At 71.3% G+C, this 18,387-nt stretch carries 13 protein-coding genes, 1 tRNA gene, 1 other RNA gene and 2 pseudogenes; 14 read left to right on the top strand and 3 right to left on the bottom strand.

Annotated elements, in window-relative coordinates; translation table 11 throughout:
* The first annotated feature begins 30 nt into the window (after nt 1-30).
* Nucleotides 31-1,658, top strand: a pseudogene (gene pruA, locus Prubr_RS06450) (L-glutamate gamma-semialdehyde dehydrogenase).
* Between the two features lie 623 nt (nt 1,659-2,281).
* Here pruA and Prubr_RS06445 read toward each other — a convergent pair.
* Nucleotides 2,282-4,795, bottom strand: coding sequence for a helicase-associated domain-containing protein (locus tag Prubr_RS06445; RefSeq protein WP_212822536.1), 2,514 nt, complete (start codon nt 4,793-4,795; stop codon nt 2,282-2,284).
* Between the two features lie 164 nt (nt 4,796-4,959).
* On the opposite strand from Prubr_RS06445, the gene Prubr_RS37630 reads away from it, so the two are divergent.
* The 9 genes from Prubr_RS37630 (at nt 4,960) to Prubr_RS06400 (ending at nt 13,826) form a co-directional block, all read left to right on the top strand.
* Nucleotides 4,960-6,531, top strand: a complete 1,572-nt coding sequence (locus Prubr_RS37630) for a serine/threonine-protein kinase (RefSeq protein ID WP_212822535.1) — start codon at nt 4,960-4,962, stop codon at nt 6,529-6,531.
* A 166-nt stretch (nt 6,532-6,697) separates the two neighbouring features.
* Nucleotides 6,698-7,213: a PadR family transcriptional regulator gene (locus Prubr_RS06435; protein WP_212822533.1), complete on the top strand. Its 516-nt coding sequence runs from the start codon at nt 6,698-6,700 to the stop codon at nt 7,211-7,213.
* Nucleotides 7,214-7,279: 66 nt separating this feature from the next.
* A complete protein-coding gene (prfB, locus tag Prubr_RS06430) occupies nt 7,280-8,401 on the top strand; it encodes a peptide chain release factor 2 (RefSeq protein WP_212822527.1) in 1,122 nt (373 codons plus the stop codon).
* Between the two features lie 105 nt (nt 8,402-8,506).
* Nucleotides 8,507-9,187, top strand: a complete 681-nt coding sequence (gene ftsE / locus Prubr_RS06425) for a cell division ATP-binding protein FtsE (RefSeq protein ID WP_212822525.1) — start codon at nt 8,507-8,509, stop codon at nt 9,185-9,187.
* A 74-nt stretch (nt 9,188-9,261) separates the two neighbouring features.
* Nucleotides 9,262-10,137: a permease-like cell division protein FtsX gene (gene ftsX, locus Prubr_RS06420; RefSeq protein WP_212822524.1), complete on the top strand. Its 876-nt coding sequence runs from the start codon at nt 9,262-9,264 to the stop codon at nt 10,135-10,137.
* Nucleotides 10,138-10,386: 249 nt separating this feature from the next.
* A complete protein-coding gene (locus Prubr_RS06415; RefSeq protein ID WP_246568383.1) occupies nt 10,387-11,658 on the top strand; it encodes a M23 family metallopeptidase in 1,272 nt (423 codons plus the stop codon).
* A gap of 194 nt (nt 11,659-11,852) precedes the next feature.
* A complete protein-coding gene (smpB, locus tag Prubr_RS06410; protein ID WP_212822521.1) occupies nt 11,853-12,332 on the top strand; it encodes an SsrA-binding protein SmpB in 480 nt (159 codons plus the stop codon).
* A 96-nt stretch (nt 12,333-12,428) separates the two neighbouring features.
* Nucleotides 12,429-12,801: a transfer-messenger RNA gene (gene ssrA / locus Prubr_RS06405) on the top strand.
* A gap of 92 nt (nt 12,802-12,893) precedes the next feature.
* The gene (locus Prubr_RS06400) at nt 12,894-13,826 is read left to right on the top strand and encodes a hypothetical protein (protein WP_212822519.1); all 933 of its coding nucleotides are present in this window, start codon (nt 12,894-12,896) and stop codon (nt 13,824-13,826) included.
* A gap of 39 nt (nt 13,827-13,865) precedes the next feature.
* Here the strand turns inward: Prubr_RS06400 and Prubr_RS06395 are convergent, their stop codons facing one another.
* Complete coding sequence (locus Prubr_RS06395; RefSeq protein WP_212822511.1) at nt 13,866-14,669, bottom strand: S-methyl-5'-thioadenosine phosphorylase; 804 nt, start codon at nt 14,667-14,669, stop codon at nt 13,866-13,868.
* A gap of 173 nt (nt 14,670-14,842) precedes the next feature.
* On the opposite strand from Prubr_RS06395, the pseudogene Prubr_RS06390 reads away from it, so the two are divergent.
* The 4 genes and pseudogenes from Prubr_RS06390 (at nt 14,843) to Prubr_RS06375 (ending at nt 16,579) form a co-directional block, all read left to right on the top strand.
* Nucleotides 14,843-15,432 (top strand): annotated as a pseudogene (locus Prubr_RS06390) (YqgE/AlgH family protein).
* A gap of 279 nt (nt 15,433-15,711) precedes the next feature.
* Nucleotides 15,712-15,784: transfer RNA gene (locus tag Prubr_RS06385), tRNA-Ala, on the top strand.
* Between the two features lie 298 nt (nt 15,785-16,082).
* Entirely contained in the window at nt 16,083-16,352 is a 270-nt protein-coding gene (locus tag Prubr_RS06380; RefSeq protein WP_212822509.1) for a hypothetical protein, read from the top strand.
* A complete protein-coding gene (locus tag Prubr_RS06375; protein ID WP_212822507.1) occupies nt 16,349-16,579 on the top strand; it encodes a hypothetical protein in 231 nt (76 codons plus the stop codon). Before Prubr_RS06380 ends, Prubr_RS06375 begins: the two co-directional genes overlap by 4 nt.
* A gap of 183 nt (nt 16,580-16,762) precedes the next feature.
* Here Prubr_RS06375 and Prubr_RS06370 read toward each other — a convergent pair whose 3' ends face one another.
* Nucleotides 16,763-18,385, bottom strand: a complete 1,623-nt coding sequence (locus Prubr_RS06370) for a pectate lyase family protein (RefSeq protein ID WP_212822505.1) — start codon at nt 18,383-18,385, stop codon at nt 16,763-16,765.
* Nucleotides 18,386-18,387: the final 2 nt, after the last annotated feature.

Here is an 18,387-nt window from a genome sequence, read left to right as displayed (position 1 = left end):
ACCCTGTCGAGATCTTGCGGGAGCCCACCCATGGACGCTGTCTTCTCCGTACCCGAACCGCACAACGAACCGGTCCGCGGCTACGCACCCGGTAGCCCGGAACGCGACGCCATCGCGCGCCGCCTCGGCGAACTGGCCGCGGAACGCCTCGAACTGCCGATGACCATCGGCGGTGAGCGGCGGATGGGGGCCGGCGCACCGATCGACGTCGTCCAGCCGCACCGGCACCGGCACGTGCTCGGGTCACCAACAACGCCACCGTCGACGACGCCCGGGCCGCGGTCACCGCCGCGAAGGACGCGTCGTACGACTGGCAGCGGCTCTCGTTCGAAGACCGGGCCGCGGTGTTCCTGCGCGCCGCCGACCTGCTCGCCGGACCGTGGCGCGACACCCTCAACGGCGCCACCATGCTCGGCCAGTCGAAGACCGTCCAGCAGGCCGAGATCGACTCCGCCTGTGAACTGGTCGACTTTCTCCGGTTCAACGTGCACTTCGCCCGCCGGCTGATCGCCGAGCAGCCGATCTCGTCCGCCGGCGTCTGGAACCGGTTCGACCACCGGCCGCTGGAAGGCTTCGTCTACGCGATCACGCCGTTCAACTTCACCGCGATCGCCGGCAACCTGCCGGCCGCGCCGGCCCTGCTCGGCAACACCGTGGTCTGGAAGCCGTCGCCGACCCAGCAGTTCTCGGCGCACTTCACCATGCGGCTGTTCGAGGCCGCCGGCCTGCCGCCCGGTGTGATCAACATGGTGACCGGCGACGGCATCGCCGTCTCCGAGGCGGCGCTGGCCGACCCCGACCTGGCCGGCATCCACTTCACCGGCTCCACGGCCGTCTTCCAGCACCTGTGGCGCACCGTCGGCGAGAACATCGCGAAGTACCGGGGCTACCCGCGCCTGGTCGGCGAGACCGGCGGCAAGGACTTCGTCGTCGCGCACACCAGCGCCGACGTCGATGCCCTGCACACCGCCCTGATCCGGGGCGCCTTCGAATACCAGGGCCAGAAGTGCTCAGCGGCGTCGCGGGCGTACGTCCCGCGCTCGCTGTGGGAGGGCGGCCTGCGCGACCGGCTGGCCGCGACGGCCGATTCGCTGACGTACGGCGACGTGACCGACTTCGCCAACTTCGGTGGCGCCGTCATCGACGCCCGCTCCTTCGGCCGGCTCGCCGCCGCGCTCGACCGGATCAAGAACTCGCCGGAGAGCACCGTGCTGGCCGGCGGCACCGCCGACGACTCCGAGGGCTACTTCGTCCGGCCGACCGTCGTCGAGTGCACCGACCCGACCAACGAGGTCTTCACCACCGAGTACTTCGGGCCCATCCTCGGCGTACACGTCTTCGACGACGCCCGCTTCGACGAGGTGGTGACGCAGGCCGAGTCGGCGGCGCCGTACGCGCTGACCGGGTCGATCTTCGCCGACGACCGCCGGGTGGTCGACCGGGTGGCCGAGAAGCTGCGGTACGCCGCCGGCAACTTCTACATCAACGACAAGCCGACCGGCGCGGTGGTGGGCCAGCAGCCGTTCGGCGGTGCGCGGGCCAGCGGCACCAACGACAAGGCCGGTTCGTGGCACAACCTGCTGCGCTGGACGTCTCCCCGCACCCTGAAGGAGACCTTCGTCCCGCCGACCGACCACACCTACCCGCACATGTCCTGACTGTGCGCATGGCGGGGTCGGTTCATCGGTGATGAGCTGATGCTGGTGGTGGTGGGCGTGTCCCTTGCTCTGACCGGCTTTGTGCCTTGGGCGGGACTGCCCACCGCCACCGCCGGCGCCGGCCCGGTCCACCGGCCCACCCGGAGGCCGGATACCACTGTCATGCCCCACAGCGAGTTCGCTGTGCGTACGCCGAATTCGCTGTGGACCGCGACACCCCAGGGTCGTTCCTCGGCAAACCGCCAAGGGCACCTGTGATCATCAGTTGCCCGGCAGTTCGACACGCAGTACGGACAACTGCGGAACAACTAACGATCACCACGCACCGCCACGCCACGAAGGGTGCGGGGTGACGGCCGGGCGACGCGCCATAGGAGCGTCCCTGCTCCACCGCACCCACCCCGTCCGTCCCCGCCCCGTCCAGGGCGCCCTTCCGAGGCGCCCTTCCCGAGCATCGATCTTGGGGATGTATCGGACAAAACAGGGCGCGATCTTGGCAACAAGTCCTTGATCAACGCGCCCGGACGCGCCCGCCCTGCCCGCCCGGACGCGCCCGCCCTGCCCGCCCGGACGCGCCCGCCCGCCCGGACGGGGTGGGGTGGGGGCGGGGTGGGGACCGACGGTCAGGCCGGGGTGACGGACTCGATGCGGTCGAGGGCGAACATCCGCTCGTCGTCACGTAGGTGGCACCAGGCGGTGAGCAGGTGCCGGTCGACGTCCAGCGGCTCGATGACCCGGGTGGTCAGTTCACCCGACGAATCGCAGTAGTCGATCTTCACCCGGCCGCCCCCGACGGTCGCGTCGACCAGCAGCGCCCGCTCGTTGGCCCGCAGGTGGGCGGCGTGCCGCTCGACCAGCGGCCGGACCAGCTCTGTGGTCAAGGCCGGCGGCTCGACGTCGGGTGACGTGAGCAGGTCGAATGCCCGGCCGTCCGGGGCGTCGGGGAGCCCGGCGGCCACGGTGGCGAGCAGCCGTTCGGCGAGTTCGGCCGCTGCCCGGCCGGTGCCGGACCCGCCCTCGGCCGACCCGTCACCGCCGCCTTCGGCCCGGCCCGCGCGGCCCGGTGCCGACACACTGCCGTCCGGCGCCGAAGCGATGCGCCCCGGAGCCGACGTGCCGTGAGCCGACGCGCCGCGAACCGGCGACGACACGCGACCACCGCGCAGCGCCGGGGCGCGTCGGCGGGTGGGCCGCTCGACGCGGACCTCGCCGTCGCCGTCCTCGCCGATCGGGGCGAATCCGGCCGCCCGCAGCGCGTTCAGGGTCTTCGCCATCGGCTGGGCACTGGCCAGCACGGTCGGGGCGAGGATCCGCAGTTCGAGCGGGCGCAGGGCCCGGGCCGAGGCGATCTCGGCGACCAGGGCCGGGTCGTCGGCGTGCAGGATGCAGCCGACGGCGCGTACCCGGATCCGGCCGTGTTGCCGGCCGACGTCGTTGACCAGGTATTCCAGGGCCTGCGGCAGGTGACCGCCGGCGGCGGCGCGGCGCAGGTCGGCCAGCAGCGGGGCCGGCTCGTGGCCGGCGTCGAGCGCGGCGCGTACGGAGGCGGCGCTGAAGCGCCAGGTCGCCGCGCCGCCCCGGGACTCCCGCCGGGCAGCCGCGTCGAGCAGTTCGGCCAGCGCCGCGGCCGGCAGGCCGGGTACGACGACGGTCAGGTCGTTCTGGAACACCGCGGACCCGACCGAGGCCGGCAGCAGTGCCGCCGCCACCTCCTCCAGCGTGTCGGGGGCGTGGAGCAGTGCCCGGCCGAGCGGGGTCAGCACACCGTGTGCCACCACCCCGACGAGTTGGGCCTCCCGCCAGAGCCCGGCCGCGAGGGCGCCGTCCCGCTGGCCGGAGAGCAGCGGCAGCTGCCAGGTCAGCGCGTCGGTGAGCCGATCCGGGTCGGTGCTGCCCCGACCGGCCGGCAGCTCGTCCAGGGTGCGCAGCAGCGCCGGCCGCAGATCGAGGGCGGCCAGCCCGGACCCGTCGCGCAGCAGGGCCGCGGGCGGTCGCCCGCCGTCGCCGGTCGAGGCCGCCAGCGGTACGGCGGGCAGCCGCTGCCAGCCGCGTAGCAGCGCCGGCAGCCGGCCGCCCGGTTCGGCCCGCGCCCAGTCGTCGTACGCGTCGGTCGGCAGTACCTCCTCGCGGGCGACGCCGACCAGCCCGGCCGCGTAGGCGAGTTCGAGCCACAGCCGTACCTCGGGCTCGTCGCAGCCGACGGTACGGGCCAGCCGGCGTAGTTCCCGGCTGCCGACGCCGCCGGCCTTCAACAGGGCGACCGGACTCGCGGCCGTGGCCTCGACCACGGCGGCGACCCGCTCGACGGCGGTGCTGGCGGCGGCGACGGTCTCCCGGTCGACCGCTTCGGCGGACGCCTCGCCGAGCACCAGTCGGGGCGGGCGCGGCGCGAACGGCGCCCGCCAGTGCGGCCCGCGCAGCGCGAGGCCGACCTCGCGGGGCAGGTGGGCGTGCCGCCAGCCGTCCCACACCAGCAGGCCCCGGCGGATCGCCCACTCCAGGGCGGAGCCGTCGGGTCGGGTGGTCTCGAAGTCGTCCGGCGCCTCGGTGAGCGGGCCGTCGTGTGCGACGCGGTCCAGCAGCAGACGTACCTCGGCCGGGGCGGCGGCCACCATCGCGCGGATCCGGTCCGGATCGGTGAGGGCGGTGACGAGCGCGTCGGGCGTCGCGGACGGCAGCCGCCACAACCTGGCCAGGTCGTGCAGTTGCGGCGGGAGCAGGGCGTGGGACAGTTCGGCGGCGGGCAGGCCGAGCCCGAGCGGGTAGGTGAACGCCGACCACAGCGCGCCGGCCATCCGCAGTTCGTCGCCGTCGGGCCAGACCAGCGCCCGCTGGGCGAGGATCTCCAGCGTGGCGGCGAGTTCGGCGTCGTCCGGGTCGCGTCCGACCAGTTCGGCCAGTCGGGTACGGGGCACCGCCGGGCCGCCCAGCGCCTGCATCGCCTCGACGAGCTGCACGGCCGGGGCCGGCAGCCGGGCCAGGGCGGCGGCGACCGACTCGTGCCGTTGCAGACGGGCGGCGAGCGAGCCGAGGTCGGTGACGGCCGGGGCGGTCAGGGCGTCGGGCCGGCGGACCAGGACGGCGGCCAGTTCGTCGGGGGAGCGGCCGGCGAGCCAGCGGGTCAGCGGTGAGGCCACGGCACACCCCGTCCTCTCGTGCGGTCCGGCCCAATCTCCCGTACCGCCGTGGCCAGGTCAAACCGCGGCGCCGCGGCGGTGTCCCGGGTTCGTGCCAACCTGGCCGGCCCGCGCCCGTGCGGGGGCGCCGGTCCGAATAACGTGCGGTTCCGGGGAGGACAGTCATGGATACTCTGCTCGACGGCCGGTACCGACTCGAGCGGGAGATCGCCCGCGGCGCGATCGGCGCCGTGTGGCGGGCGGTCGACACCCGCGACGGCACCGCGGTGGCGGTGAAGCTGCTGCGTCCGGAGGCCGCCGAGCAACCCGACCTCGTGGAGGCGTTCATCGCCGAGGCGGAGCTGCTGGCCCTGCTCGACCATCCGTGCGTCGTACGGCGCCGGGACTTCGTCGACGCCTCGGCCGGTGACGACGGGGCAGCCGGCGAGTTGGCCCTGGTGATGGACCTGGTCGAGGGCGAGGACCTGCGCCGGCGGGTACGCCGGGATGGGCCGGTGCCGGCGGCCATCGCCGCGGACGTGGTGGCCCAGGTCGCGGACGCGCTGTCCTACCTGCACGGGCGTGGCATCGTGCACGGCGACGTCAAGCCGGGAAACCTGCTGGTGCCGGCGGACGGCGGCCCGGTCCGGCTGGTCGACTTCGGGGTGGCCAGGGCGGTCGAGGGGGTGCCGGAGCGGGCCACCCACGCCACTCCGGAGTACGTCGCCCCGGAGGTCGTCGCCGGCGCGCCGCCCACCCCGGCGGCCGACGTCTACGCGTTGGGCATCGTGCTCTTCGAGCTGATCTGCGGCCGCAGCCCGTTCCGGGGCGGCCCGCCGACCGAGGTCATCAACCGGCACGCGACCTGTACCCCGGTGCCGCCGCCGGGGTTGCCGTCGGTGCTCTGGCCGATCATCGAGAACTGCCTCGCGGTCGACCCGGCGCAGCGGCCGCGCGCGTCGCTGCTGGCCGTCCGGTTGCGCGCGGTCCAGTTGGAACTGGACGGTACGACCGCACTGCCGGCCCTGACCGCCGACGCGGTGACCTGGTGGCCGCGGCCGGCCGGGGCGACGACCGGGCTGGCCAAGGTGGCCCAACCGGTGACCTGGGTCCCATTGCGGGCGGCACCGGTCTCGCCGGCGTCGGCGTACTCCGGCCGGATGGTCGCGATCCCGGTCGCCGGGTTCGAGGCGGCGCAGGTCACCCCGACCGCGCCGGTCGTGCTCGGTGCCGCGTACGGCACGGCGAGCCCGTGGCCCGGTGCGGTGACCGAGCCCCTGCCGACGTCCGGGGCGGGCAAGACCGTCCGACGTGGCCGGGCACCGCTGGTGGTGGCCGGGGTGGGGGCGGCGGCCGTACTGCTGGCCGCCGTGCTCGGGGGGCTCGCGCTGCTGCGCGCTTCGGACGCCGGGCCCGTGCGGACCGGTGGCCCGGCGACGGTGCCGGCACCCACCGCGCCGGCCGGTGACCGGGTCTCCCCGCCGCCGGGTACCGACCCGTCGACCGCGCCGGGTGGGCAGTCGTCCGAGCCGGGGCCTGGGCCGTCCGGTGGAGCGGAACAGCCGGACGGTGGACCGGTCGGACCACCGGCCGGGCCGGGGCCCGCCGGGCCGGACGGTCCGGGCCAACCGTTGGTGCCCGGCACGCCGGGCCCGGGGCTGACGGAGGTCCCCCGACCGGGTATGAGCGGGATGCCGGGTATCGGCGATCCGATGCCGACGTTCCCCCGGGCCGGAGGGCCCGGAACGGCCGGTTAAAAGGGACAAAGATGCCGTCCGTTGGACACCGCACCCAGACGGACCCGGCAGGCATCGATGGTCCTCACCAGACTGTCTTGCACCGACAGTGCACAGTGGAGTACTCGGTGTTTTGGATCATGCCAAATCCTGGACGTGGAGGCGACAAAGTGGCAGCGTAGAGGGCATGGCGGATTCTCAGATCAATCCCACGGCGGCCGCTCTGCTGGGCCTCCTCCACGAAGGACCGATGACCGGCGGTCAGCTCATGGCCGCGGCCGAGCGGCGGCTCGCGCCCTACTGGTCGATGACACGCAGCCAGGTCTACCGGGAACTACCGGCCCTGGCCGACATGGGTTACGTCCGGCTCGGCAAGCCCGGCCCCCGGTCCAGCCAGCCCTACGCGATCACTGCGGCGGGCAAGCGGGCGTTCTCCCGCTGGCTGACCGAGGCCCCCGGCCGCGACGCCGTACGCAACCCGATCGCGCTGCGCGTGGCGTTCGGCCAGCAGCACTCCGGCAACCAGTTGAGCAGCCTCTACGCCGGCGCGAGCGACTACCACTCCGAGGCCCTCAGCCACGCCCGTGAGCAGGTCAAAGAGGCCAAGAAGGCGGGCGACGGATACGGTGCCGCGGCGCTGGAGTTCGCGGTCGCCTACCACAAGGCGGCCCTCACCTGGCTGAAGGCGGTGCCGGCCGGCTGAGCCACGACGGGCGTGGTGGGACCGGACCCGCGCCCGGCTCGTCACGGCGGCGTACTCTTGGATGTCGTGACCGCTGCCGATTACGCCGACCAGCTCAAGACACTCGACGCCACACTCCGGAACATCGAGGCAGTCCTCGATGTCGACCGGCTCCGCCGGGAGAAGGCGGAGTTGGAGGAGACGGCCTCCGCCCCTGACCTGTGGGACGACCAGGCGCGTGCCCAGCAGGTGACCTCGAAGCTGTCGTACGTCAATGGCGAGATCGCCAAGCTGGAACGCCTCCGCGGCCGGCTCGACGACGCACACGTGCTGCTCGAGCTGGCCGAGGCCGAGAACGACCCGGGGTCGCTCGAGGAGGTCGGCACCGAGATCGAGGGGCTCGGCAAGGCGATCGACGAGCTCGAGGTCCGGACCCTGCTCAGCGGCGAATACGACTCCCGCGAGGCGCTCGTCGCCATCCGCGCCGGGGCGGGTGGCGTCGACGCCGCCGACTTCGCCGAGATGCTGCTGCGGATGTACCTGCGGTGGGCGGAGCGGCACGGCTACCCCACCGAGGTCTACGACACGTCGTACGCCGAGGAGGCCGGCCTCAAGTCGGCCACCTTCGCGGTCAAGGCTCCGTACGCCTACGGGACGCTGAGTGTCGAGTCGGGCACGCACCGGCTGGTGCGGATCAGTCCGTTCGACAACCAGGGTCGTCGGCAGACGAGCTTCGCGGGGGTCGAGGTGTTGCCGGTCACCGAACAGACCGACCACATCGACATTCCCGAGAACGAGATGCGGGTCGACGTCTACCGTTCGTCGGGTCCCGGTGGACAGAGCGTCAACACCACCGACTCGGCGGTCCGGATCACCCACATCCCGACCGGCATCGTCGTCACGTGTCAGAACGAGAAGTCGCAGCTGCAGAACAAGGCGTCCGCCCTGCGGGTGCTCCAGGCCCGGCTGCTGGAGCGCAAGCGGCAGGAGGAGCAGGCGAAACTCGAGGGTCTGAAGACCGACGCCGCCGGCTCGTGGGGCGACCAGATGCGCTCGTACGTCCTGCACCCGTATCAGATGGTGAAGGATCTCCGAACGGAGCAGGAGACGGGCAATCCGTCCTCGGTTTTCGACGGTGACCTGGACGGATTCATCGAGGCGGGTATCAGGTGGCGCAAGCAGCGGCAGCTGGCGGGGGAGTCGGCCTAGCTCCGTCGGGGGCGTCAGGGGATCGCTGGCACTTTTCGGACAATAGGGGTGCGGTCGGTCGATGGCGACTTGGCGATTTCGTTACACGGCGTAGACTCACCACCCGTGATTCTGCTCGAGCAAGTGACGAAGACGTACCCGAAGGCGTCCCGGCCGTCGCTGGACGACGTGTCGGTCTCGATCGAGAAGGGCGAGTTCGTCTTCTTCATCGGTCCCTCCGGCTCCGGTAAGTCCACGATCATCAAGTTGCTGCTGCACGAGGTGCATCCCAGCAAGGGCAAGGTCATCGTGAACAGCCGCGACGTCACGTCGATGCGCTCCTGGAAGATCCCTCACTTCCGGCGGTCGATCGGCTGTGTCTTCCAGGACTTCCGACTGCTGCCCAACCGCACCGCGTACGAGAACGTGGCGTTCGCCCTCGAGGTGATCGGCAAGACCAAGGCGGTCGCCCGCCGGGTCGTGCCCGAGGTGCTCGAACTGGTCGGCCTCGGCGGCAAGGAGCACCGCTACCCGCACGAGTTGTCCGGTGGTGAGCAGCAGCGGGTCGCGGTCGCCCGGGCGTTCGTCAACCGTCCGCTGATCCTGCTCGCCGACGAGCCGACCGGTAACCTCGACCCCGACACGTCGATCGAGATCATGCGTCTCCTGGACCGGATCAACCGCACCGGCACGACCGTCGTGATGGTCACCCACGACTCCAACATCGTCAATCAGATGCGCCGCCGCGTCATCGAGATCGAAAGTGGCCGGATCGTCCGCGACCAGGCCCGCGGCGTCTACGGCTAGGTTTCGCGCCCCCGTACGGCTCCACGACCTGAGCGACACCCTCTCTGCGGAAGACCCCCGGAAGGAAACACCCGATGCGCGCGAAATACGTCCTGTCCGAAGTAATGGTCGGGCTGTGGCGCAACGTGACCATGACGATCGCCATGATCATCACCATGGCGGTGTCATTGACCATGCTGGGTGCCAGCGGCCTGATGTACATGCAGGTCAACTCGATGAAGGACTTCTACTACGACCAGATCGAGGTCTCGATCTTCCTCAAGGGCGACATCACCGAGGAGCAGCGCTCCACGCTGGACGCCTCGCTGAAGGCCGACCCGCTCGTCGCCGAGGTCATCTACGAGTCCAAGGAAGCGGCGTACGAGAAGTTCAAGGCGATGTACCAGGACGCCCCCGACTTCGTGAACGCCGTCAAGCCCGACACGTTGCCCGAGTCGTTCCGGGTCCGCCTGAACGATCCCGAGCAGTACCGCCAGATCGTCGACAAGTACCAGGCCAACGAGGGGATCGACGAGATCGTCGACCAGCGCCGGCTGCTCGACAAGATCTTCGGCATCCTCAACTCGGTCCAGAACATGGCGCTGATCGCTGCCTCGATCATGGCCATCGCCGCACTCCTGCTGGTCGGTAACACGATCCAGGTGGCCGCCTACAGCAAGCGCCGGGAAGTCGCGGTCATGAAGCTCGTCGGCGCCTCCAACTGGTTCATCCAGGCGCCGTTCGTGCTGGAGGCCGTCGTCGCGGGTCTGATCGGCTCGATCATCGGCTTCGGTGGTCTGGTCCTCGCCAAGCTCTTCCTGCTCGACGGCTCGCTGCGCGAACTCACCGACCTGCTGACCCCGATCGAGTGGAACAGCGTACTGCTGATGTTCCCGCTCATGGCCGGCGTCGGTGGCCTGGTGAGTGCCGCCACGGCCTGGGTCACGCTCCGCTTCTACCTGCGGGTCTAATCGGCTCTGCCGACCTACTTGCGGGTCTAGTCGGCTCTGCCGACCTACCTGCGGGGTCTGGTCGGCTCTGCCCAGACGAACCGCGGGGCTGGTCGGCCGGCGCGCATCCGGCCGCAGTGACGATCGCCGCCACCTGGGATGTCCGGGTTGGCGGCGATCGTTCTCTTTGGGGAAATAGGTGACTATTTTGCTGATGTGCCGCATGTGACCGGAGTACGGTGACCTTCACGTACGAGTGGAGGGTGTGCCGTGGACTCGTATCGGACGTTTCGCCATGTCGCACTGATCGCGACCGTCTTCGCGGTCATGTTCGCCTCGGCGTGCCCGGTCAACGCCAACCCCCGCGACGACCAGAAACGTATCGAGGACGAGATGGCCCGGGCCGGATCGATCCTCGAGGGAGCCACCGAGCGGGCCCAGCAGGCGGCGAAGCTCCTCGCGGCCGCGAACGGCGCCCTGCCCGCCGCGCAGAGCCTCGTCGCGCAGCGCCGTGGTGTGGTCGCCGCCGCCGAGACCGCGGCCAGCACCGCCCGGCGCAAGGCCGACGAGGCGCAGACCGCGCTGAAGGCCGCCACCGACCGGTACGCCGAATCCGAACGCCAGGTCGAAGCCGCCCGGGAACGCGCCGCCGGCTTCGTCGTCGCCAACTACAAGGGCAGCGACCTCGCCACGATCAACATGCTGCTCGCGTCCCGCGGCATTCTCGACGCCGCCGACCGGTACGGCTACTTCGAGCGGATCATGAGCACCGAGAAGGCCGCCATCGACGCGCTGAGCAACGCCCGGCTCGACGCCAAGCAGAGTCAGAACGAGGCCACCCTGGCCCGGCAGGCCGCCGAGGCCGCCCGGATCGAGGCCGACCGGGCCCTCGCCGACGCCCGGGCCGCCCAGGCGCAGGCCGAGGCCGCCGCCGCCCAGGTCGTCGCATTGACCACCCAGCGCACCGAAGCGCTCGCCGTCGCCGAGCAGGAGCGTGGCGCCAGCCTCGCCAGGTATGAGGAGGCCAAGCGCGAGGCCGCCCGGATCGAGGCGGAACTCGCCGCCTGGGAGGCCCGCCAGGCCGCCACCAGGCCGCCGGCCAACAATGCCCCGCCGCCGGCGGCCAAACCCGGCGCCAAGTTCCTCATGCCGGTACGCGGCTGGAAGTCCAGCGACTACGGCATGCGGTTCGACCCCTACTACAAGGTGTGGCAACTACACGCGGGCGTCGACATCGCGGCCGGTGGCGGCCAGCCCATCTACGCGGCCGCCGACGGCACCGTGATCCGCGCCGGCTGGAACGGCGGGTACGGCAACTACACCTGCCTCAGCCACGGCAGGTCGGGCGGCAAGGGGTTGAGCACCTGCTACGCCCACCAGTCCAGCATCGGCGTACGGGCCGGTCAGTACGTGCGCCGGGGCCAGGTCATCGGCCGGGTCGGCACCACCGGCGCCTCGACCGGCAACCACCTGCACTTCGAGGTACGTCTCAACGGCTCGCCCACCAACCCGCTGAGCTGGCTCCCCGGCTGCCTCTGCTGACCCGCCCCGCCCTGATCCCCGCCCTTGATTCCCGCGATCTTGCACTTATCTCCCCCTTATGTCCGGTTTCCAGGGCGACAAGTGCAAGATCGGCGGGAAAGGACGGGGCGGGGCGTGCGTTGATTTGGGTAGCATGGCTCGGCTTGACACCGGGTGAGAACAGCAGCCGGGTGAGAACAGAAGGAGGTGTGCCGATGCCGCGGGAGAAGGGGCGCAAGGTCGTCGCCTCCAACAAGAAGGCGCGACACGACTACGCGATCCTCGACACGTACGAGGCGGGCATGTCGCTGACCGGCACCGAGGTCAAATCGCTGCGGGCCGGCCGGGCGTCGCTGGTCGACGCGTTCGCCCAGGAACGGGACGGGGAGATCTTCCTGTACGGGATGCACATCCCGGAGTACGCGATGGGCACGTGGACCAACCACGAGCCGCGCCGCACCCGCAAGCTGCTGCTCAAGCGGCTCGAGATCAGCCGCCTGGTCGGCAAGCTGCGGGAGAGCGGCCTGACCCTGGTGCCGCTGTCGGTCTACTTCGCCGACGGCTGGGCCAAGGTCGAGATCGGCGTCGCCAAGGGTAAGAAGACCTACGACAAGCGGCAGGACCTCGCCAAACGGGACGCCGACCGCGAGATCCAGCGGGTCGCCGGCCGGCGCGGCAAGGGCATGTACGAGTGACCCCGGGCCGCCGCGGACGGGAGCGGCGGTATCCGGAATGAAGTCCGTGGCACGAGACGTTACGCTTGGGTGGCTGCAACCGGTGCAGCACTTCCAGGGGGTGACTGGTTTCGACTTCGTACGTGGCGTCAGGGGAAGCGAGCCGAGGAAGCCGACGTCGTCTCGAGAATCGTTCGTCGGAAACCAATAAGCGCCAAGCAAAATCGCGCTGACTTCGCTCTCGCCGCCTGAGGCGAGTAGCAAGTCTGTCGGTCTGAGCACGCCTTCGGCCCAGTAACCGGCATCAGCTAGAAGGCTGGCCAACCGGACCTCGTCGCGGGGTCCGTGCGGTGAGACTAATCGCGACTGAGCCCGTCACACCGACTCGCTCGCGTGATCGGTGGGGCCGAGAAAGGCACAGCGAGCTGCGCTCGGAGAAGCCCTGACAAGGCGCCGAAGGACCCGGGTTCGATTCCCGGCACCTCCACCAGTCAGCGCCCCCGACCCGGACCGGGTCGGGGGCGCTTTGCCGTCACGGGCGCCCGTGTGGAACCGGTGGCCGGCGACCGGCGTCGGACTGGTATGCGCCGTCTCGCCAGTGTTTCCGCCATCGCCCTGTGCGTCACGCTGACCGCCTGCGGGCAGAACCCGGGAGGTCCGGGCGACCCGGCCCCGGTCCAGGACGGGTTCGCCGAGCGGGCCGCCGCCGTCGCCGAGACCTGGCGGGCCCGGCCCGCCGACGCGTGGCACACCGGCTACCTGCCGCTGCAGAACGCCACCGTGCTGCCCGGCAACCCCAAGCTCGACGCCGACGCCGAGATGGCGTTCAACGCCGGCTGGTACGTCCTCAAGACGACGCTGCCGGCCGACGCGCCGTCGGAGGGGGTCGTCCGGTTCGCCGACGGGGAGTTGCCGACCGCGCTGGTCGGCGCGGCTGAGGCGTACCGGGAACTGGACCAGGGTGACCCACCAGCGTGCCAGCCGCCGGGCGGCGCGCAACCGACGCCGACCGGCGGCCCGGACGGAACGGCCAGTTCCGCCGCGCCGTGCGGCGTGCTCACCGTCACCGGGGTCGAACTCGGCGAGGTGGCCGTGCTCACCAGTCGCGGCGAGGCGCGGGTCCCGGCCTGGCTGTTCCAGGTCACCGAACTTCCCGTACCGGTCGCGCGGGTCGCCGTCGCGCCGGCCGACACCGCCCCGCTGCCGCAGGTGGCCGAACCCGGCGGCGCACCGCCGGCCGGCCTCGTCACCGTTCAGGACCTGTCGGACGTGGACGGCAGCCAGATCACCTTCCGGCTCGGCATCGGCGCCTGCGACACCGACCCCGCCGCGTTGGTCGAGGAGTTCGACGACGCGGTCGTGGTCAGCGGCACGGTGACCAGGCCGACCGCCGGCGCGTGCACCGACCAGCTTCTGTTCGAGCCGGTCACCGTGACGCTGGCCGCGCCGCTCGGCGACCGGCCCGTCCTCGACGCCGTCAGCGGCCAGCCGATGCGGCTGCCGATGTTCCGATGATCCCGTGTGGAGGGTGAGCCGGGTGTGGACGGTGCCCGCTCAGGGCAGGTCGAACGGGAGCTTGATGCCGTCGAGCGCGGTGCGGCACGGGCAGGAACGCTCGGCCGGCAGCGCGGCGACCGCGTCGAGCAGGACCTCACGCAGGCGGGCGGTGTTCTCCGCGAACACCCGGAAGACCTCCTCCTGCGTGACGCCGTGGCCACCCTCCACCCCGGCGTCGAGGTCGGTGACCAGGGCCACCGAGGTGTAGCAGAGCGCCAGTTCTCGGGCGAGCACCGCCTCCGGGTGCCCGGTCATGTTCACCACGCTCCCGCCGATGCTGGTGAACCAGCGCGACTCGGCCCGGGTGGAGAACCGGGGACCCTCCACGACGACCATCGTGCCGCCGTCGGTCGCCGCGACGTCCCGGCCGCGGGCCGCGTCGAGGACCACGGTGCGCCCCGTCGGGCAGTACGGGTCGGCGAACGAGACGTGCACCGCACCCCGGTCGTAGTAGGTCTGCGCCCGGCCGGTGGTGCGGTCGATGAGCTGGTCCGGGACGACGAACGTGCCCGGCCCCAGCTCCGGCCGCAGCCCGCCGACCGCGCACGGCGCCAGGATCTGCCGTACGCCGATCGACCGCAACGCCCACAGGTTTGCCTGGTAGGGGATCAGGTGTGGCGGGTGGCGGTGGTCCCGCCCGTGCCGGGGCAGGAAGGCGACCGGCCGCCCGCCGACCTCGGCGACCGTGATCGGATCGGACGGTGCGCCGTACGGCGTATCGACGACGTGTTCGGTGGCACCGTCGAGCAGCGCGTAGAGGCCGGACCCGCCGATGACGGCGATTTGCGCATGAGGGCTCACCCGGCATAGCTTTCCCGGCCCGACGGAACGCCGCAAGCTCCGGCGAGACAGGTCGCCGTGGCCCTTATCCGCGGCCAGTTCCGCAGGCTATGGTGCGAGGCATGGCGTTGAGGTCACAGCGGTCCAAGGTCGGCGACTCCCGTGCCCCTGGCGCCGAGTAGCGGGTCACGGCTGTGCACGGAGAGGGGCAGGCGATCGGCGGTCGGTCGATGGAGTCGTTGACCGGGCAACTGCTCGTCGCGGCACCCGCACTGAAGGATCCGAACTTCGACCGTACCGTGGTCCTGCTCGTCGCCCACGAACCCGGCGGCGCGCTCGGCGTGGTGCTCAACCGCGCGACCGAGGTGCCGGTCGCCGACGTCCTGTCGTCGTGGGGTGCGCTCGCCGGCGAACCGGCGGTGCTCTTCGAGGGCGGGCCGGTGCAGCCCGAGTCGGCGATCTGCCTGGCGCGGATGCGCACCCCGACCCGCCGGCTGAAGGGCTTCCACCAGGTGTCCGGCGCGGTCGGCACCGTCGACCTCTCCGCCGATCCGGAACGGCTGCGGGAGAGCATCGCCGGCATCCGGGTCTTCGCCGGCTATTCGGGCTGGTCGCCCGGGCAGTTGGAGGACGAGATCGCGGGCGGCTCGTGGTTCCTGCTCGACGGCCTGCCCGGCGACGCCTTCGTGAACCGCCCCGACGACCTGTGGTCGATGGTCCTGCGCCGCCAGGGCGGCATGATGGCCGCGATGGCCCACTTCCCCCGGACGTGGCCGTCAACTGACCGGGCCGCACGGCCCGCCGGGGCCGCGCTTGCGCGCCCAGGTCGCGCTTGCGCGCCCAGGTCGCGTTCGCGCGCGCGTGCCGCGTTGATCAAGGACTTGTCGCGGGAAGAAACGGACGAAACGCCCACGATTCCTCCTCGATCGGCCCGCCGGCGCGGATGCGTGGGCACGGTGGTACGGGGGGTGGGGGTGCGCCACGAGCGGGGGACCCTCGGATGTGACCGGGCCGGCCGGGGTGTGTACTATTCCGTCAGTGCCCGAGAGATCGGGGACGACCGGGGGCCGTGGCGCAGCTGGTAGCGCACCACACTGGCAGTGTGGGGGTCAGGGGTTCGAGTCCCCTCGGCTCCACCCGCAACTTTCGAGGGCGTTCGTCAGACATGACGGACGCCCTCGATCTTTGTCCGGGCCGGAGGTTGCCGGGCGTACCGAGCCCTCGCGGTGGCGGGTTCGCGGGGCATGAGGCCGGGCGGCCGATCCGTCAGCGACATTCCGATCCAGGCGTTCGCCATCGGCCGGACGATGCCCGGAAAACGTCGAGGTGGTCGTGGTGATCGACCCGAACTCCGGTACGGCCACATTGCTCACCTGGTGCGGAAACTCATTGGCATCGGTCCTCTGCCCGCATGGGTCGTAGGACACTGACGCCATGGCTACCGTCACATTGATTCGGGCAAACCCCGTGTTTCAGGTGTACGGGGAAACGGCTTGGAACGTGGCCGTGGGTGACCGTGACAACTATTTCGGGTGGTCGGTCCGCCCGTTCCAGGCGAGAGACTCGGCGCTCCTGACCGGGGTCGCCGCCCACTCCGACAACAATCTCAACCAGAGCACCGACCTGATCGTGCGGCTCTCTCCCAATCAGGGGCCGGTCGGGTCCGGCGGACTGATCCGCATCACCGGGGTGATGGTCAGATGAGACTTCGGGTCGTCTACGACGAAGACGGGCGCATCGTCGCCGCGGCCGCCGTTCCGGAGCGGGGCGACGACAGCGTCCTGGTGACGCCGCTGGCCGGCCCCCGCCAGGTCGAGGCCGAGGTCGACGTGCCCGACGAGATGGCCGACGTGGGGCTCGACGTGATCTGTACCCGGATGCGGGTGGACCCGGCGAACGGGCGGCTCACCTCGGCCGAGGCCGGCCGCTGAGTCGGCGCCACCCCGGGAGTACGTCGTCATCGAGGGCAGCGCCCACCATCCGAACCTGGAGCGTCCCGACGAGTTCCACGGGGCCGTCACCGGTTTCCTGGCGGCGTACGGCCTCTGGGCGTCGCGGGGAAAGCGCGACGGCGGCCGTGGCCGGGCATCCCGACCACGGCCGCCGTACGCCGGTCAGCCCAGCTTGCCGGCGCCGGCGCCGGCGCGTACGAGGGACGGCACGCTGGCCGGCGGGTCGACCCGGTAGCTGTAGTAGGTGCCGGGTTCGACGACCGAGCCGGCCGTTTCCGGTACTCCGGAGTTGACGAAGATGTTGTTGCGCTGCACCGCCCGGCCCGGCCCGCTGTCGGCGTAGCCGCTGGCGGAGAAGATCGGGTACGGCACGTTCTCGAAGTAGTTGCCCTCGACGACCACGCCCGCGTTCTCCGTGGAAGCGACCGCGTACAGGTCGTTGTTCAGGAAGTAGTTGTTGTAGACGTGGACGGGTTCGGCGAACCGGATCCGCGGGTGGCGCTGCCGGCTGTTGTCGAAGAAGTTGTGGTGGATGCTGACCTTCAGCTTGCCGATGTCGGTCGAACCGGCGCCGTCGGAGTGGCTGATCAGCATGCTCTTGTCGGCATGGTCGAAGTGGTTCCAGGAGATGGTGACGTAGTCGGCGCCGCGGACCACGTCGATCGACCCGTCCACGGCACCGGTGAACGTGTTGTGGTCGATCCAGATGTGGTGCGACTCCTGGCCCACGTTGATCGCGTCGTCGTCGGCATTGGTGAACCTGATGTTGCGGACGATCACGTTGTACGACCGGTAGAAGTCCAGGCCGCCACCGGTGATCTCGGCGTTGGAGCCGATACCGATGATCGTCTTGTTGGGGCGTACGCCTTTCTTGCTGCTGATCTGGATCACGCCCTGGACCTGGATGACCAGCGGGCCGATGGTGTCGATGTACTCGAGGAAGTCGGTGGCGTTGGTGGCGGTGACCACCGGGCCGCCGGCCCCGCCGGTGGTGCCGTTCTGTCCGAGGGCGTTCAGGCTCGCGAAGCCGCCCGGCCGGTCACCCGCGGCCGGCGGCGACGTGGTGGGTGGTGGCGTGGTCGGTGGCGGGGTGGTGGGCGGCGGGGTGGTCGGGGGAGGCGTGGTTGGTCCCACCGTCGGCGTCACGGTCGGCGTGGGGCCCGGCGTGACGGTGGAGACGGTCACGTCGTCGAAGTTGGCGCTGGCGTTGAAGGTGGCCAGGCCGACGCCCCCCGAGGCGTACCGGTTGTCGGTGGCGACCAGCGGCGTGCCGCCGTCGACCTGGCCGGTCAGGGTGGTGCCGGCGACCCGCAGGCTCAGCGTGTACCAGGTGCCGGTGGAGACCGGCATCGACGCGCTGGCCAGCGTCGTGCTCGACCCGCCGGCCAGCCGCTTCAGCTCGACGGTGTGGTTGCCGCGCAACGCCAGGTAGTAGTAGCTGGTGGTGGAGGCGACCCGGGCGAGTACGGCGGCGAACCGGTCGGCGCCGCCCAACGCCGTGGGCTTCACCCGGGCGGTCACCGTGTAGTCGGTCCAGTTCGCGGCGCCGGCCGTCGCGCGGGCGTTGGAGCTGGTGCCGGCCTGGCGCAGCACCGGTCCGCCGTCGGTGGCCACCGACCAGGTGCCGCCGGAGGTCGTCCAGCCGGTGTGGTTGCCGTCGTTGAAGTCGTCGGTGAACAGTGTCGCCGCCTGGGCGTTGCCGGCGACCGTGAGCAGGGCGGTGGTGAGCAGTGTCGCGAGCCCGGTGGCCAGCGCGGCCCGGCGCCTCACGGAGGTTCGTCCCATCG

The sequence above is a fragment of the Polymorphospora rubra genome (assembly GCF_018324255.1).
Classification (GTDB): Bacteria; Actinomycetota; Actinomycetes; order Mycobacteriales; family Micromonosporaceae; genus Polymorphospora; species Polymorphospora rubra.
This window is presented reverse-complemented; position numbering and strand designations above follow the sequence as displayed.

What these genes read in the sequence shown, in the direction of transcription:
- Prubr_RS06400 (WP_212822519.1), top strand. Translation starts at nt 12,894, where the DNA reads ATGCGCCGTCTCGCCAGTGTTTCCGCCATCGCCCTGTGCGTCACGCTG.
- ftsX (WP_212822524.1), top strand. Translation starts at nt 9,262, where the DNA reads ATGCGCGCGAAATACGTCCTGTCCGAAGTAATGGTCGGGCTGTGGCGC.
- Prubr_RS06375 (WP_212822507.1), top strand. Translation starts at nt 16,349, where the DNA reads ATGAGACTTCGGGTCGTCTACGACGAAGACGGGCGCATCGTCGCCGCG.
- Prubr_RS06370 (WP_212822505.1), bottom strand. Translation starts at nt 18,385, where the DNA reads ATGGGACGAACCTCCGTGAGGCGCCGGGCCGCGCTGGCCACCGGGCTC.
- Prubr_RS37630 (WP_212822535.1), top strand. Translation starts at nt 4,960, where the DNA reads ATGGATACTCTGCTCGACGGCCGGTACCGACTCGAGCGGGAGATCGCC.
- Prubr_RS06380 (WP_212822509.1), top strand. Translation starts at nt 16,083, where the DNA reads ATGGCTACCGTCACATTGATTCGGGCAAACCCCGTGTTTCAGGTGTAC.
- Prubr_RS06435 (WP_212822533.1), top strand. Translation starts at nt 6,698, where the DNA reads ATGGCGGATTCTCAGATCAATCCCACGGCGGCCGCTCTGCTGGGCCTC.
- smpB (WP_212822521.1), top strand. Translation starts at nt 11,853, where the DNA reads ATGCCGCGGGAGAAGGGGCGCAAGGTCGTCGCCTCCAACAAGAAGGCG.